Origin of the sequence: Cellulomonas sp. APG4 (genome assembly GCF_009996735.1) — a bacterium.
Classification (GTDB): Bacteria; Actinomycetota; Actinomycetes; order Actinomycetales; family Cellulomonadaceae; genus Actinotalea.
The window spans coordinates 91,064-106,615 of the sequence record NZ_JAACYI010000002.1; the positions used below are offsets into that span (position 1 = coordinate 91,064).

The window sequence follows — 15,552 nt, forward strand, 5'->3', positions numbered from 1 at the left end:
AGACCCTAGCGGACCCACGGCGTCGCGCATCGCGGATGCGGATGTGTCGTCAGGTCGGGTCCTCGCCACGGCTGAGGGCGTCCCACGCCTCCTGCTCGTCGTGACCGTCGGCGTCGGCGCGGTCGCCCTGGCGCACAGCCCCTGGGGACCCCACGCGTGACTCCGACGTCGCGCGGTCGTACCGGTCCGGGGTGGCCGTCCACGCCCTCGCCCGCAGCAGCGCCGCGACGCCGAGCACCGCCGTCGCGCCGCCGATCGCTGCGGCGAGCCATGGTGCGGGGGTCAGGGCCGCAGCGCCGGTGAGATCGGCGACGCCGACCGTGGCCCGCGCGGCGGACGTCGCGGTACTCGTCGGGTCGACCACCACGGCCACGGCCGAGCCGAGCGCCAGCAGCCCGCCGAGGACCAGGCCCGACGACGCGAGCACCCGACCGACGCGTCCGCCCAGGCTCAGCGCGAGTGCCGCGGCCACGACGACGAGGCCGCCGGCCGCCGCGCCCGGAGCGGCCTCGCTGCCCGGTACGCGCAGGTCGACCGTCGTCGCGAGGGCGCTCGTCGTGCTCGCTGTCACCCAGGTGACCGCGGCGACCCCGACGGCGAGACCGCCGAGGAGGAGTCCCGCGACCACGGCCGTGCGTCGAGTGAACCTCATGCGGGTGCGCGCAGCCGTGCCGCGACCTGGACCGCTCGTACGGCGGCGGCGGCCTTGTTGCGCGACTCCTCGTACTCGAGCGCCTCGACCGAGTCGGCGACGATCCCGCCGCCCGCCTGGACGCTGGCCCGACCACCACGGATCAGGGCCGTGCGGATCGCGATGGCCATGTCCATGTCGCCCGCGAAGTCGAAGTACCCCACCGTTCCGCCGTAGATGCCGCGGCGAGCAGGCTCGAGCTCGTCGATGAGGGCGATCGCGCGGGGCTTGGGCGCGCCTGAGAGCGTGCCGGCGGGGAAGGTCGCCGTGAACGCCTCGAGGGCCGTCGCGCCCGGGCGCAGGCGGCCGACCACGGTCGAGCAGATGTGCATGATGTGGCTGTAGCGCTTGACGGCCATGAGCTCCACGACCTCGACGGACGTGGGCTCGCAGACCTTCACGAGGTCGTTGCGCGAGAGGTCCACGAGCATGATGTGCTCGGCCCGCTCCTTCGGGTCCGCGAGCAGCTCCTCGGCCAGCTCGGCGTCGCGGGCCGGCGTGGCACCGCGCGGGCGCGAACCGGCGATCGGGAAGGTCACGACCTGCCCGTCAGTCACCTTGACGAGCGTCTCGGGACTCGAGCCCACGACCGCGAAGTCCGCCCCTGCCGCGTCCCGCAGCTGGAAGTAGTACATGTACGGGCTCGGGTTGATGGTCCGCAGCACGCGGTACACGTCGAGCGGTGACGCCGGGCAGTCGAGGTCGAGCCGTTGCGAGACGACCACCTGGAACACCTCGCCGTCGCGGATCGCCTCCTTGCCGATCCGCACGGCCTCCTCGAACTCTGGCCGGGTGCTGCGGAACTCGAGCTCGGGCTCGTCTCCACCGCCGAGCACGCTCGCGGCCGGCGGGGCCGGCGTGGCCAGAGCGGCCTGCATCTCGTCGAGGCGGCGCACCGCGTCCGCGTGCGCCTCGTCGACACGCGCGTCGGTGTCGTCGAAGTTGATCGCGTTGGCGACGAGCCACACCGAGCCGTCGACGTGGTCGACGACGGCGAGGTCGGTCGCGAGGCACAACGTGACCTCGGGCACCCCGAGCTCGTCGGGCGCCTTCGCGGGCAGGGTCGGCTCCCAGTGCCGGACGACGTCCCAGCCGAGCGCACCCGCGAGGCCACCCGTGAACGGTGGCAGACCCGGGATCGCGGGGGTTCGGAGGGCCTCGAGGGTGGCCCCGAGGACCTCGAGGACGTCGCCCTCCGTCGGCACACCCACCGGGACGTCACCGAGCCACGCCGCCTGCCCGTCGCCGACCGTCAGGGTCGCGCGCGACCGCACCCCCACGAACGAGTAGCGCGACCAGGTGCCGTCGACCTCGGCGGACTCGAGGACGAACGTGCCCGCTCGCCCCTGCGCCAGTGTGCGGTACAGGCCGACCGGCGTGGCGTCATCGGCGAGCACACGACGGACCACGGGCACCACGCGACGGTCACGCGCGAGCTCCCGGAAGGTGTCGAGCCGCGGCCACGTCGCACCCCACGCGAGATCGGTCGCGAGGTCCGGCGTCGTGCGCGCGGTCATGCGTCGTCCCCGCGCACCGCGCCGAGGTCTCCGCCGGCCTCGAAGCAGGTCCGGGCACCGGTGTGGCACGCGGGGCCCACCTGGTCGACGCGGACGAGCAGCGCGTCACCGTCGCAGTCCAGCGCGACCGAGCGGACGTGCTGGACGTGGCCCGACGTGTCGCCCTTGCGCCAGTACTCCTGCCGCGAGCGCGACCAGAACGTCACCCGGCCGCTGGTCAGGGTCCGGTGGAGCGCCTCGTCGTCCATCCAGCCGACCATGAGCACCTCGCCCGTGTCGTGCTGCTGGACCACGGCGCAGACCAGGCCGGCGGCGTCGCGGCTCAGGCGGGAGGCGACGGCCGGGTCGAGGTCGGACGGGCGCACGGCGGCATCGGTCTCAGGCACGTGCCGATCCTGCCACGTGCCCCGCGCCGCCCGCGTCGCTTGCTCGCGTCAGCGGGTCTGGCTCAGCCACGCCGCGTGCATGCCCGCGTAGACGCCGCCGCGCCCGACGAGCTCGGCGTGCGGACCCACCTCGACCACGCGGCCGGCCTCGACCACGACCACCAGGTCGGATGCCTCGGCCGTCGAGAGGCGGTGCGCGATCGTGAGCGTGCCGCGGCCCGCGGTGAGCGAGTCGAGTGCCCGGGCGATGCGCACCTCTGTCGCGGGGTCGACGGCGCTCGTCGCCTCGTCGAGGACCAGGTAGTCGGCTCCCGCGAGGTGCGCGCGCGCGAGCGCGACGAGCTGCCGCTCCCCCGCCGAGAGCCGCTCCCCACGCTGGCCCACCTGCGTGTGCAGCCCTTCCGGGAGGTCGCTGAGCCAGTCCGCGAGCCCGAGCTCGGCGAACGCCGCCGCGACCGCGGCGTCGCGCGCGTCGGTGGCGTCGGGCGACCAGGTGCCGTGCGGACCGTCCAGGTCCCGCGCGCCGTAGGCGACGTTCTCGACGAGCGTCCCCTCGAAGAGGAAGCCCTCCTGCGGCACGAGCACGACGCGGCGGCGCAGGCTCGCGAGGGTCACGTCGCGCAGGTCGGTGCCGTCGAGCAGCACAGTGCCCTCGGCGGGGTCCACGAGGCGCGTGACGAGCTTCGCGAGGGTCGTCTTGCCCGAGCCCGTGGCCCCGACGACGGCGACCTTGGCTCGCGCCGGGAGCACGAGGTCGACGTCCTCGAGGACGCGCGGCCCACCGGGGTACGCGAACGCCACGCCCCGCAGCTCGACGCGGGCCGGTCCGCGCGGGCTCACGACGCCCTCGAGCGGGTCGACGACGTCGACCTCGGTGTCGATGACGCCGATCACGCGACGCCATCCCGCGAGGGCGTTCTGGAGCTCGTTCAGGATCTCGGTCGCCATCTGGACGGGGCCGGTGAAGAGCTGGACGAGGAAGAGGAAGGCGAGCACGCGGCCGACCGTGAGCGAGCCGTCGATGCCGAGGAAGGTGCCCACGACGACGACGACGCTCAGCACCAGGTTCGCGGTGAGCACACCGCTCGAGAAGACGACCGCGACGCGCACCTGCGCCCGCACCATCGCGTCCCGGGTCGCCTCGACGGCATGGTCGATGCGGCGCTGCGTCCGTTCGCCCACGCCGTAGGCCTTGATGGTCTCGGCGCCCACCACGGCCTCCGAGATGGCACCGAGCATCGCGCCGACCCTCTGCCGCACCAGCGCGTAGGCCGCGCTCACCTTCTTCTGCGCCGGCCGGATGACCAGCATGAGCGGGAGGAAGCAGAGCCACACCACCAGGGTCAGCTGCCACGAGTACACGAGCATGAGCACCGTGGCGACGCCGATCTGCAGCACCGAGACGAGCAGCATGATCCCGCCCCACTGGACGAACAGCGAGATCGTGTCGACGTCACTCGTCACGCGCGAGACGAGGCTTCCGCGACGTTCGGTGCTCTGCGTCAGCACCGACAGGTCGTGGACGTGCCGGAACGCGCGTGTGCGCAGGTTCGCGAGGCCGGCCTCGCTGCTGCGGAACAGCCGCACGTTGACGAGGGCCGAGCACACGCCGGCGGCGACGAGCGCGAGCGCCGCGAGCCCCACGAGGAGGAGCACCCGGTCGGTGCGGGGACCGCCCTCGCTGAGGATGCCGGTGTCGATCGTCTGCTGGACGGCGATGGGCACGACCACCCGGCCGGCGGCCGCCAGGACGGCGAGGAGCACCGTGACGCGCAGCCCGACGAGCAGCTGCGGCGAGAGCTGGACGCCACGGCGCAGGGTCGCGAGGGGCCCGAGGTCGCTCGTCGTCTCGAGGCGGACCCCGTCCTTCACCGCACTCACCCGGCCACCTCGGCGTTCTCGTCCTCGTCCTGCGCGGCGGCGTCCGCTGCACGCCGCTCCGTCTCCTGCTCGTACGCGGTCGCCAGCTCGCAGTAGCCAGGGTCGCGGGCGAGGAGCTCGGCATGCGTCCCGTGGTCCACCACGCGGCCCGCGTGCAGGTGCACGACCTCGTCGGCGAGCAGGATCGACGACATCCGGTACGCGACCATCAGCACCGTCGGCCCCGCGCCGTCGGACGCGCCGTTCGCGGCTCGCAGGCCGGCCAGGATCTCCTGCTCGATGCGGGGGTCCACCGCCGACGTCGCGTCGTCCAGCACGAGCAGCCGCGGACGGCGGACGAGCGCCCGGGCGATCGCGATCCGCTGACGCTGGCCGCCCGACAGGTTGGCCCCTCGCTCGCCGAGCGGCGCGTCGAGCCCCTCGGGCAGGCGACGCACGACGTCGTCGACGCGCGCGAGGCGGAGCGCCTCCCACACCGCGTCGTCGTCGGGCGCTCCCGGGTCGTCGGCGTCGGCCAGGGTCACGTTCGCACGCACCGTGTCCTCGAACAGGAAGGCACTCTGCGCGACGAGCGCGACGTGACGCGTCAGGTCGTCCAGGTCGACGTCACGCAGGTCCGTACCGTCGATCTGCACGGTGCCGCGGGTCGGGTCCTGCAGACGCGAGAGCAACGAGACGAGCGTCGTCTTGCCGGCGCCCGTGACGCCGACGAGCGCGACCGTGCGACCGGGCGAGAGGTCGAGGTCGACGTCGGCGAGGATCCCCTGCTCGCCCAGCTGGCTCGGGACCGTCACGCCGACCCCACGGAGCGCGACCCGAGCGCCGCCCGACGACGTGAGCCGCCGTGCACCGCTGCGCAGCTCCCCCTCGGCGTCCAGCACGCGAGCGATCCTGTCGTAGCCCACGAGCCCGCGCGGGAGCTCACCGAGCACCCAGCCGAACGCCCGCACGGGCACGGCCATGACCGTGAGGAGGTAGGCGGCGGAGACGATCTCACCGGTCTGCACCGCGCCGACCGAGGCTCGCTGGGCGCCGACGAGCAGCACCAGCAGCGTGCCGAGGCTCGGCAGCAGGTCGATCACGGGGTCGAAGACGGCGCGCACCTGGCCGACGCGGACGTTCGCCGCCCGCAGCTCGTCGGCGCGCTCGGCGAAGCGCGACTCCTCGCGCGCCTCGGTGCCGAGGGACTTCACCAGCAGGGCCGCCTCGAAGCTCTCGTGAGCGATGTCCGACACCTCCGCACGCAGCTGCTGGGCGCGTGTGATGGCGGGCGACATGTACCGCTGGAAGACGAAGTTGGCGACGATGGCCAGCGGCAGAACCGCGAGCGCGGTGAGCGCGAGCCACACGTCCACACGCAGCAGGGCGACCGCCGCGACCGCGATCATCACGACGACGCCCAGCGCGAACGGGAGGGGGTTGAAGACGCCCGTGGCCGCCTCGACGTCCGCGTTGGCGTTGGACAGCAGCTGGCCGGTCGGGTGACGCCGGTGCCACGACATGGGCAGTCGTAGGTACTGGCGGGTCACCCCGCGCCGGTGCGTGGCCTGCACGCCCGCGTACCCCATGCCCGCCAGGATCCGTCGCCCGGCGACCGAGGCCGCGAGCGCGACCGCGACCCCGAGCAGCACCGCCCCGGCGACCCAGACGGCTGAGCGCGCGTCCAGGTCACCCTCGAGCGCCGGGACCACGACGTCGTCCGTGACGACGCCCAGCGCGCGGCTCACGCCGACGGTCAGGGCGCCGAACAGCGCCGACGCCCCGATCGCAGCCGCGTAGACGCGCGGCTGCGTCGCGAGCCCGCGCCACATCAGCAGGACCGACCGCCGCGCCGTGCCGCCTGCGAGCGCCGCCCGCGCGGGGGTGCGCCGCCCGCGCGCTGCGGGCCCTCCGACTCCGGGCACAGGCACGTCGGATCCTTTCGATGGGGAGACCTCAAGCCTCTCACGCGCAGGGGACACGCACTCCCTCCGGGGTGCGGTGCCGCCCCCGGCGCCTCGGACGACCGGCGGGCCGAGGTCGCGCGTGCGACGATCGGGCCATGCCTCGAGCGCTCTTCCACCCCCGTGAACGAACCGCGCTCGCCGACGCCCTCGCCGACGCCGGGCCGGGAGCACCCACGCTCTGCGAGGGCTGGCGCAGCGAGCACCTCGCGGCCCACGTCGTGCTAAGGGAACGTGCACCCCTCGTCGCGGCCGGCATCGTGGTGCCGCAGCTCGCCGCGCGCACCGAGCGCGCGATCTCCGAGCTCGCGGCAGCCTCGGGCGCCGAGGCCGGGTACGCCGCGCTCGTGGAGCGCGTGCGTCAGGGGCCGGGCCGGTGGCACCCGCTGGAGTGGAGCGACGCCGCGCAGCTGGTCGAGCTGTTCGTGCACACCGAGGACGTGCGTCGAGGGGCCGGTCCGCTCCCGCCGCGTCCGAGGACGCCCGAGCACACCGAGGCACTCTGGCGCGGCCTCACCCGCATGGCGGGGATGCTCTACCGACGCTCGCCCGTCCGTGTCGCCCTGTGCGACGGCGAGGGCCGCGTGCTGCGCGCCGGTCCGCGGGGTGCGTCGACGGTCGTCGTCACCGGCGACGTCGGCGACCTCGTGCTGCACGCCTACGACCGGTCGGCGGCCGCGCGCGTCACGGTCGAGGGGGCTCTCGAGGACGTCGCGGCCCTCGACGAGGTGCGTCCTCGCCCGGTGGCCTGACGGACCGCCGGCGGGCCACGGCGCGGCTCAGCGCACGTGCACGCCCGCCTCGCGCAGCGCGCTCTTCACCTGACCCACGGTGAGGGTGCCGAAGTGGAAGACGGTGGCGGCGAGCAGGGCGTCGGCACCCGCCCGCGCGGCCTCGACGAAGTGCTCGGGCACACCTGCACCGCCGCTCGCGATCAGCGGCACGGCGACCTCGCGACGCACGTCGCGCAGCATCTCGAGGTCGAAGCCGTCGGTGGTGCCGTCCGCGTCCATGGAGTTCAGCAGGACCTCACCGGCGCCGCGCTCGACCGCCTCCCGCGCCCACGCGACGGCGTCGATCCCCGTGCCGCGCCGCCCACCGTGCGTCGTGACCTCGTAGCCCGAGGGCGTCGGCGGGCCGTCGACCACCCGACGCGCGTCGACCGAGATGACCAGGACCTGGCTGCCGAACCTCTCGGCGATCTCCGAGATCACCTCGGGGCGCTGGATCGCCGCGGTGTTGACCCCCACCTTGTCCGCGCCCGCGCGCAGCAGCCGGTCGACGTCGTCGGTGGTCCGCACGCCGCCGCCCACGGTGAGGGGGACGAACACCTCCGAGGCGGTGCGCGTCACGACGTCGAGCGTCGTGCTCCGGTCCGACGACGAGGCCGAGACGTCGAGGAACGTGACCTCGTCCGCACCCTCTGCGTCGTAGCGGCGCGCGAGCTCGACCGGGTCGCCCGCATCCCGCAGGTCGGCGAAGTTGACACCCTTGACGACGCGGCCGGCGTCGACGTCCAGGCACGGGATCACCCGGATCGCTGCAGACATGTGAGACCTCAGGAGGTGGGGCCGCCGCTGGCGGCGAGGATGTCGACGACGAAGACCTGGGTCTCACCGACGAGCTCGCTGTCGTCGCCACCGTAGCCGAGGCCCGGCGGGACGACGAGGAGCACCTGGCTGCCGACGGTCTGCTCGACGAGCCCCTGGTCCCATGCCGCGACGACCGACCCGACCCCGATCGGGAACGGCCAGGGGAGCTCGTCGGGCGCCCAGCTCGAGTCGAAGACCTCGCCGTCGGACCACGTCAGCCCGGTGTACTGCACGGTGATCACCTGACCGGCCGTGACCTGCGCACCCGTGCCGCGGATGAGCGGCTGCACGACCAGGTCGCTGGGCGGCTCAGCCTCCGGCACCGTCACGAGCGGCTCGCCGTCGGCGGCGAGCTCGACGACCGGAAGCCCCTCACGAGGCTCGACGGCCTCCCCCGACGCCCGCGTGGGCAGCACGTCGAAGACGGCGACCGTGGTGGTGGGCTGATCGCCCGCCGGCACGACGTTCAGCACGCGCGACCCCACGGTGGTGCCCTGGAGCGCGTCGTAGATGTCCGAGCCGACGGAGTCCCGGCTCATGACGAAGGCCTTCGGGACTCCGGAGAACGTCTCGCCGACGACGGACCCGTCGCTCGCGTCCTCCGCGTAGTAGTGCAGGAGGATCGGCTCACCGTCCGTGACCTCGGGGCCCTCGCCCTCCCAGACGACCTCGGCGAACGCCTCGTCGACCTCGAGCGGCTGCGGGTAGGTCAGCTCGGGTACCACCCCTGCCTCACCGGTGACCTCGACGTCGACCGTCACCTCGGGCTCGTCACCGCAGGCGGCCAAGGTCCCGGCGGCGAGCACGAACGCAGCGGCTGCGACGACCGCCCTGCCTCGACGTACGGGCACACCGCTCCTTCCCGGCACCGGCCTCCGGTGCGACTGCGACGGACCGAGAGCCCCTCGGCCGCCGCGTCCACTGTACGGCGACCTCCGACCCTCGTGGCCCGCCGTCCGCCGCGTCGGCCGCACCTCACATGGACTCGAGCAGCCTGTCCACACGCTCGTCCACGCTGCGGAACGGATCCTTGCAGAGCACCGTGCGCTGCGCCTGGTCGTTGAGCTTGAGGTGCACCCAGTCGACCGTGTAGTCACGGCGCGCCTCCTGCGCGCGGCGCACGAAGTCGCCACGCAGCTTCGCGCGCGTGGTCTGCGGCGGGACGGCGGTCGCCTCGAAGGTGTCGAGGTCGTCGACGACGCGCTCGACCATGCCGCGCGCCGCCAGGAGGTTGTACAGCCCCTCGGTCCGTGAGATGTCGTGGTACGCGAGGTCGAGCCGCGCGACCCGCGGGTCGTCGAGCTCGAGCCCGTGCTTCGCGCGGTAGCGCTCGATCAGGCGCAGCTTGATCACCCAGTCGAGCTCACGCTCCACGGGGCCGAGGTCTCCCGAGCGGACCGCACGGAGCCCCCGCTCCCACAGGTCGAGCACGTGCTCTACGACGGGAGTCCGCTCGACGTGCTGGCCCACAAGGTCCAGGACCCTCCCGAGGAACTCCTCCTGGAGGTCCAGGGCCGTGGCCGTGCGACCGTTGGAGAGCTGCACGGGCGCGGTCCCCGTGACGTCGTGGCTGATCTCGCGGATCGCCCGCATCGGGTTCTCGAGCGTGAGGTCGCGCATCGGGATGCCCGCCTCGACGAGCCGCAGCACGAGGTCGGTGGCCCCCACCTTGAGCAGCGTCGTCGGCTCGGCCATCGACGAGTCGCCCACGATCACGTGCAGGCGCCGGTACGACTCCGCGTCGGCGTGCGGCTCGTCGCGCGTGTTGATGATGGGGCGGGAGCGGGTGGTCGCGCTCGAGACCGACTCCCAGATGTGGTCGGCACGCTGCGAGAGGCAGTACGTCGCACCGCGCGAGCCGGGCAGCACCTTGCCCGCGCCGGTGAGCACCTGGCGTGTGATCAGGAAGGGGACGAGCACGTCGGCCAGTCGGCCGAAGTCGCCCTGCCGGCGGATCAGGTAGTTCTCGTGGCAGCCGTAGGAGTTGCCCGCCGAGTCGGTGTTGTTCTTGAACAGGTGGATGCGGCCCGGGATCCCCTCGTGCTCGAGGCGCTGCTGCGCGTCGGCCACGAGCCCCTCGAGAATCCGCTCTCCCCCGCGGTCGTGGGCCACGAGGTGGCGCACGTCGTCGCACTCGGCCGTCGCGTACTCGGGGTGGGAGCCCACGTCGAGGTACAACCGTGACCCGTTGCGCAGGAAGACGTTCGACGAACGGCCCCAGGCCACGACCTTGCGGAACAGGTAGCGAGCGACCTCGTCCGCGGAGAGGCCGCGGCCGGAGTCGACGGCGCAGGTCACGCCGTACTCGGTCTCCAGACCGAAGATGCGGCGGTCCACGCCTAGGCGCCCAGCAGCTCGGTCAGGGCGGGGGCCGCAAGGCGCCGGAACGCACGGCGTGGCCGGGTGCGGTCGAGGACGGCGACCTCGAGCGCCGTCGGCTCGATGACGCGGTCCTCGCCCTCGGGCTGCGCTCCGAGGACGCGCACAGCGAGGTGCACGACCTCCTCGAGCGACATCCCCGGCCCCCAGCTCTCGGCGACCTTCTCGGAGAGGTGCTCGGCCTGCCCGCCCATCGCCACGTGCCCGCGCTCGTCGGCCACCGAGCCGTCGTACGACAGCCGGTAGATCTGGTCGAGCTCGGGCGTCGCTCCGACCTCGGCGACCACGAGCTCGACCTCGAGCGGCTTCGACTCCGTGGTGAAGACGGTGCCGAGCGTCTGCGCGTACGCGTTCGCGAGGCCGCGGGCGTTCACGTCGGAGCGGTCGTAGGAGTAGCCGCGCAGGTCGGCGTACCGCACGCCTGCCACGCGCAGGTTCTCGAACTCGTTGTACTTGCCGACGGCCGCGAACGCGATGCGGTCGTAGATCTCGGAGATCTTGTGCAGCGCGCGCGACGGGTTCTCGGTCGCGAACGCGATGCCGTCGTCGTACTGCAGCACGACGACGGACCGTCCGCGCGCGATGCCCTTGCGTGCGTAGTCGGCCCGGTCCTTCATGAGCTGCTCGGGCGAGACGTAGAACGGCATCGTCATCGCTGCTCACCTCCCTCGCTCGTGCGGCGGAGCGCCTCCACCTCGGCAGCGACGGCCGCGAGGGCCGCGTCGTCCACGCGGCGGTAGCCGTCCGCGGTCACGGTGGCCACGACGGGCCAGATGCGTCGCACGGTGTCCGGCCCCCCGGTCGCCGCGTCGTCGTCGGCCGCGTCGACGAGGGCGTGGACGGCCGTGCGCACGGCGTCGGACGCGTTCATCCCCGGCCACCAGAGCTTCTTCAGGGATCCCCGCGCGAAGACCGAGCCCGACCCGACGGCGTGGAAGTCGGTCTCCTCGTAGCGACCGCCGGTGACGTCGAACGAGAACAGACGCCCGGTGCCGCGGTCGAGGTCGAAGCCGCCGAAGAGGGGGACGACGGCGAGTCCCTGCATGGCGAGGGCGAGCGAGCCGCGGATCATCGTCGCGAGCCGGTTGGCCTTGCCGTCGAGCGACAGCAGCGTGCCCTCGATCTTCTCGTAGTGCTCGAGCTCGAGCTGGAAGAGACGCACGAGCTCGAGCGCGAGGCCCGCCGTGCCGGCGATCCCGACCGCGGAGTAGTCGTCCGCCGGGAAGACCTTCTCGATGTGCCGCGAGGCGATCATGGAGCCCGCGGTCGCGCGCCGGTCCCCTGCCATGACCAGGCCGCCGTCGAACGTGAGCGCGACGATCGTCGTCGCGTGCGGCGCGGCCGGCACGTCTCCCGGGGGCAGCGCGCGCCCGGTGGGCAGCAACGACGGCTCGTGCTGGGCGAGGAAGTCCAGGAACGACGACGTCCCGGGCGTCGTGAAGGCGGCCGGGAGCCGGCCGTCCCCGCCCGCGCTGCGGCTCACTGGCCGCCCTTCTGCACGAACCCGCGCACGAACGACTCGGCGTTGGACTCGAGCACCTCGTCGATCTCCTCGAGGAGCGAGTCGACCTCCTGGTCACGGCTCTGCGCGGCCGGTGCGGTCGCCGGCTCGGGAGGCTCGACCGGCTCCTCGTCCTCGCGACGTCCGCGGACCTGGTCCTGACCGGCCATGGTGACCCTCCTGCTGCTCGTCGGGCGCCCGTCGCGACGGCAGGTACCGCACGGGCGGACGCCCTCATCCGACGTCCTCGATCCTAGGCGGCACGGCCGACACCTGCGGGAGGCGGGCGTCCCGTGTCCGCCACGGGCGCAACGGTCAGCGTGCGAGGCGCGCGACGAGGGTCTCGGCGTCAGGGCACGCGTCGAGCAGGGCGCCGACGTGGGCCCGGGTGCCACGCCACGGGTCGCGCAGCGGGATCCGTCGCAACGACGCGGACGACGGCACGTCCAGGACGACGGAGTCCCAGCTCGCCGCGCGCAGGTGAGGTCCGTACCGGCGCACGACGTTGCCGCGGAACCACGCGCGGGTGTCCTCGGGCGGCTCGTGCACGGCGCGCTCGACCTCGTCGTCGCCCGTGAGCCGCTCGACCGCTCCCGCGGCGAGGAGGCGGTGGTAGACCCCGCGTTCCGGACGCAGGTCCGACCACTGGATGTCGAGGGCCGCGAGCCGCGGGTGGTCCCACGCGAGGCGGTCGCGCGCCCGCATCGCCTCCAGCACCCGCAGCTTGGCGACCCACTCGACCTCGCAGGCGCAGCTCATCGGGTCCGTGCCGAGCCGGTCGAGCACCGAGGCCCACCGCTCGAGCACCTCGGCAGTCTGCGGGTCGACGTGGTGCCCGGCGAGGCCGGCACGCACCGCCGCGAGGACCTCGTGCTGCACCTCGAGAGCGGTGAGGTGCCGGCCGTCGACGAGCGCCACGCGCGCCGTCAGCGACGGGTCACGGCTCACCTGGTGCACCGCGCCGACGGGGTCGGCGAGCGCGAGGCCCGTGAGCGGCTCGAGCAGCGCGGGGTCACGGTGCCCTCGTTCGACGAGGTCGAGCACCGCGGCCGTGGTGCCGAGCCGCAGCCACGTGGCGACCTCGAGCAGGGTCGCGTCACCGAGGATCAGGTGCAGGCGGCGCCAGCGACGCCGGTCGGCGTGCGGCTCGTCACGCGTGTTGACGATCGGTCGACGCAGCGTGGTCTCGAGGCCCACCTCGGCCTCGATGTAGTCGGCACGCTGCCCGAGCTGGAAACCGGGGACCCGCCCCGTGGGGCCGATGCCCACGCGTCCGGCACCCGCGAACACCTGCCGGGTGACGAGGAACGGCGTGAGGGCGCGCACGAGCAGCTCGAACGGCACGTCGCGCTCGACGAGGTAGTTCTCGTGGGTGCCGTACGAGGCCCCCTTGCCGTCGACGTTGTTCTTGTAGAGGACGACGTCGGGCATGGCGGGGTTCGCCCCGAGCGCACGCATCGCACGGAGCGCGACCAGCTCACCCGCCTTGTCCCAGACGACGGCGTCACGCGGCCCGGTCACCTCGGGCGAGGAGTACTCGGGGTGCGCGTGGTCGACGTACAGGCGGGCGCCGTTCGTGAGGATGGTGGTCGCGGCGCCCGGGTCGTCGTACTCGGCGACCGCAGGGCGTTCGAGCTCGGTCGACGCGAGGTCCTCGCCCGACGGCGCTGGACGGGCCTCGTCGTCGGTCAGGAGCGACGGGTGCGCCGACGCCCGGTCGAGCCGGAACCCCCGGGCGTCCGCGAGGGGGTCCTCGTCCTCGTAGTCCCACCGCGCCCGGGAGCCGACGTCGCGCGCCGCGACGGCGGCGTAGGCGGCGACCACATGGCTCGAGAGCGCCATCGGGTTGGCGTTCGGACGTCCCGGCTCGACCACGCCGTACTCGGTCTCGATGCCCATGACCCGACGCACACCCGACGGTCCACGGGCCTCCCCGTGCGGCTCTGGCGGCGTGGTGCCGACGGGCGCGCCGGTGCTCACAGGTACTGACCCGTGGGGGTCACCGTCTCGATCGTGCGGCCGCTCTCCTTGCCGCCCTTGCCCTGGACGATCGTGCGGATGAACACGATCCGCTCACCCTTCTTGCCCGAGATCCGGGCCCAGTCGTCCGGGTTCGTCGTGTTGGGCAGGTCCTCGTTCTCCTTGAACTCGTCGACGCACGCCGCGAGCACGTGGTCGACACGGATCCCGCGCCGACCGGTCGCGAGGAAGTCCTTGATCGCGCTCTTCTTGGCCCGGTCCACGACGTTCTGGATCATCGCGCCCGAGCTGAAGTCCTTGAAGTAGAGGACCTCCTTGTCCCCCGACGCGTAGGTGACCTCGAGGAACTCGTTCTCGGGGCTCTCCGCGTACATGCGCTCGACCGCGCTCCTGATCATGGCCTCGACGGTCGCCGCGACGTCGCCGTCGTGCTCCGACACGTCGTCGGGGTGCAGGGGCAGGTCGGGGGTCAGGTACTTGGCGAAGATGTCGCGCGCCGCCTCGGCGTCGGGACGCTCGATCTTGATCTTCACGTCGAGGCGGCCGGGGCGCAGGATCGCCGGGTCGATCATGTCCTCGCGGTTCGAGGCGCCGATGACGATGACGTTCTCGAGCCGCTCGACACCGTCGATCTCGCTCAGCAGCTGGGGCACGATGGTCGTCTCGACGTCGCTCGACACCCCGGTGCCGCGCGTCCGGAAGAGCGACTCCATCTCGTCGAAGAACACGACGACGGGGTTGCCCTGCGACGCCTTCTCGCGGGCGCGCGCGAAGATCAGGCGGATGTGCCGCTCGGTCTCGCCCACGTACTTGTTGAGGAGCTCGGGGCCCTTGACGTTGAGGAAGTAGCTCGTCGTCGGCCCGCCGTCCTCGCGCCGCCCGCGCGTCTCGGCGAGCGAGTGCGCGACGGCCTTCGCGATCAGCGTCTTGCCGCACCCGGGCGGGCCGTACAGGAGCACGCCCTTGGGCGGCCGGAGCCCGTGCTCGCGGAACAGCTCGGGGTGCGAGAAGGGCAGCTCGACCGCGTCGCGGATCTGCTCGATCTGAGGTCCCAGCCCGCCGATGTCCGCGTAGTCGATCTGCGGCACCTCCTCGAGCACGAGCTCCTCGACCTCGGACCGAGGGACCCGCTCGAACACGAAGCCGGTGCGGGTCTCGACGGTGAGCGCGTCACCGACGCGCACGCGCTCGTCGAGCACCGAGCCCGCGAGCCGCACCACGCGCTCCTCGTCCGCGCGCCCCACCACGAGCGCACGGTCGGCCCCGAGCAGCTCCTTGACCGTGACGATCTCACCGACGTTCTCGTACGCGCCGGCCTCGACGACCGTGAGCGCCTCGTTGAGCTTGACCTCCTGGCCGGGCCTCAGCGACGGCACGTCGACGCCCGGACCGACGTCGACGTGCATCTTGCGGCCCGACGAGAAGATCTCGACCGTGCCGTCGACGCGTGCGCGCAGGAACGTCGCGAACGTGCCGGGCGGCCGGCCCAGGTCCTCGATCTGCTGCTGGAGCTCGACGATCCGGTCCCGCGCCTGGCGGAGAGCCTCGGCGAGCCGCTCGTTCTTCGCGGCGAGCACCGCGGCCTCCCGCTCGGCCTGCGCTCCGCGCCGCGTCGCCTCGGGGTCGGGCGTCTGGCTCATCGGTGCCTCCTCGGTCGGGGGACGTGCCGGGCGCGCGGCGCC

Annotated in this window: 14 protein-coding genes; 1 reads left to right on the forward strand and 13 read right to left on the reverse strand. The window is 73.3% G+C overall.

The features are described 5' to 3' along the window. Positions 1-49: 49 nt before the first annotated feature. Genes GXB85_RS02510 through GXB85_RS02530 form a run of 5 tightly spaced genes read right to left on the reverse strand, consistent with a single transcriptional unit; the run spans position 50 to position 6,385 of the window. Positions 50-652 carry a Trp biosynthesis-associated membrane protein gene (locus GXB85_RS02510; RefSeq protein WP_161916062.1) on the reverse strand — a complete coding sequence of 201 codons (603 nt, stop codon included), beginning with the start codon at positions 650-652 and terminating at the stop codon, positions 50-52. Then, positions 649-2,208, reverse strand: a complete 1,560-nt coding sequence (locus GXB85_RS02515; RefSeq protein WP_161916063.1) for an anthranilate synthase component I — start codon at positions 2,206-2,208, stop codon at positions 649-651. The genes GXB85_RS02510 and GXB85_RS02515 overlap by 4 nt, the downstream gene beginning before the upstream one ends. Beyond that, positions 2,205-2,594: a phosphoribosyl-AMP cyclohydrolase gene (hisI, locus tag GXB85_RS02520; RefSeq protein ID WP_161916064.1), complete on the reverse strand. Its 390-nt coding sequence runs from the start codon at positions 2,592-2,594 to the stop codon at positions 2,205-2,207. The genes GXB85_RS02515 and hisI overlap by 4 nt, the downstream gene beginning before the upstream one ends. A gap of 48 nt (positions 2,595-2,642) precedes the next feature. Continuing rightward, the gene (locus GXB85_RS02525; protein ID WP_161916065.1) at positions 2,643-4,475 is read right to left on the reverse strand and encodes an ABC transporter ATP-binding protein; all 1,833 of its coding nucleotides are present in this window, start codon (positions 4,473-4,475) and stop codon (positions 2,643-2,645) included. Next, the gene (locus tag GXB85_RS02530) at positions 4,472-6,385 is read right to left on the reverse strand and encodes an ABC transporter ATP-binding protein (protein ID WP_370523958.1); all 1,914 of its coding nucleotides are present in this window, start codon (positions 6,383-6,385) and stop codon (positions 4,472-4,474) included. The genes GXB85_RS02525 and GXB85_RS02530 overlap by 4 nt, the downstream gene beginning before the upstream one ends. 131 nt (positions 6,386-6,516) lie before the next feature. On the opposite strand from GXB85_RS02530, the gene GXB85_RS02535 reads away from it, so the two are divergent. Beyond that, positions 6,517-7,170, forward strand: a complete 654-nt coding sequence (locus tag GXB85_RS02535) for a TIGR03085 family metal-binding protein (protein WP_161916066.1) — start codon at positions 6,517-6,519, stop codon at positions 7,168-7,170. A gap of 27 nt (positions 7,171-7,197) precedes the next feature. Here the strand turns inward: GXB85_RS02535 and hisF are convergent, their stop codons facing one another. From hisF to arc, 8 genes are all read right to left on the reverse strand, one after another. Then, positions 7,198-7,968, reverse strand: coding sequence for an imidazole glycerol phosphate synthase subunit HisF (gene hisF / locus GXB85_RS02540; protein WP_161916067.1), 771 nt, complete (start codon positions 7,966-7,968; stop codon positions 7,198-7,200). An 8-nt stretch (positions 7,969-7,976) separates the two neighbouring features. After that, positions 7,977-8,861, reverse strand: a complete 885-nt coding sequence (locus GXB85_RS02545) for an FKBP-type peptidyl-prolyl cis-trans isomerase (RefSeq protein WP_370523959.1) — start codon at positions 8,859-8,861, stop codon at positions 7,977-7,979. 124 nt (positions 8,862-8,985) lie between these two features. Beyond that, on the reverse strand, positions 8,986-10,347 hold the full coding sequence (gene pafA, locus GXB85_RS02550) for a Pup--protein ligase (RefSeq protein WP_161916068.1): 1,362 nt from the start codon (positions 10,345-10,347) through the stop codon (positions 8,986-8,988). A gap of 2 nt (positions 10,348-10,349) precedes the next feature. Then, positions 10,350-11,042 (reverse strand): proteasome subunit alpha, encoded by a 693-nt coding sequence (gene prcA / locus GXB85_RS02555; RefSeq protein ID WP_161916069.1) that lies wholly within the window; start codon positions 11,040-11,042, stop codon positions 10,350-10,352. Beyond that, positions 11,039-11,872 carry a proteasome subunit beta gene (gene prcB / locus GXB85_RS02560; RefSeq protein WP_161916070.1) on the reverse strand — a complete coding sequence of 278 codons (834 nt, stop codon included), beginning with the start codon at positions 11,870-11,872 and terminating at the stop codon, positions 11,039-11,041. Before prcB ends, prcA begins: the two co-directional genes overlap by 4 nt. Next, complete coding sequence (locus GXB85_RS02565; RefSeq protein WP_161916071.1) at positions 11,869-12,060, reverse strand: ubiquitin-like protein Pup; 192 nt, start codon at positions 12,058-12,060, stop codon at positions 11,869-11,871. The genes prcB and GXB85_RS02565 overlap by 4 nt, the downstream gene beginning before the upstream one ends. A 145-nt stretch (positions 12,061-12,205) precedes the next feature. After that, positions 12,206-13,789 carry a depupylase/deamidase Dop gene (dop, locus tag GXB85_RS02570; RefSeq protein ID WP_202627475.1) on the reverse strand — a complete coding sequence of 528 codons (1,584 nt, stop codon included), beginning with the start codon at positions 13,787-13,789 and terminating at the stop codon, positions 12,206-12,208. Between the two features lie 77 nt (positions 13,790-13,866). Next, positions 13,867-15,510, reverse strand: a complete 1,644-nt coding sequence (gene arc / locus GXB85_RS02575) for a proteasome ATPase (protein ID WP_161916072.1) — start codon at positions 15,508-15,510, stop codon at positions 13,867-13,869. Positions 15,511-15,552: the final 42 nt, after the last annotated feature.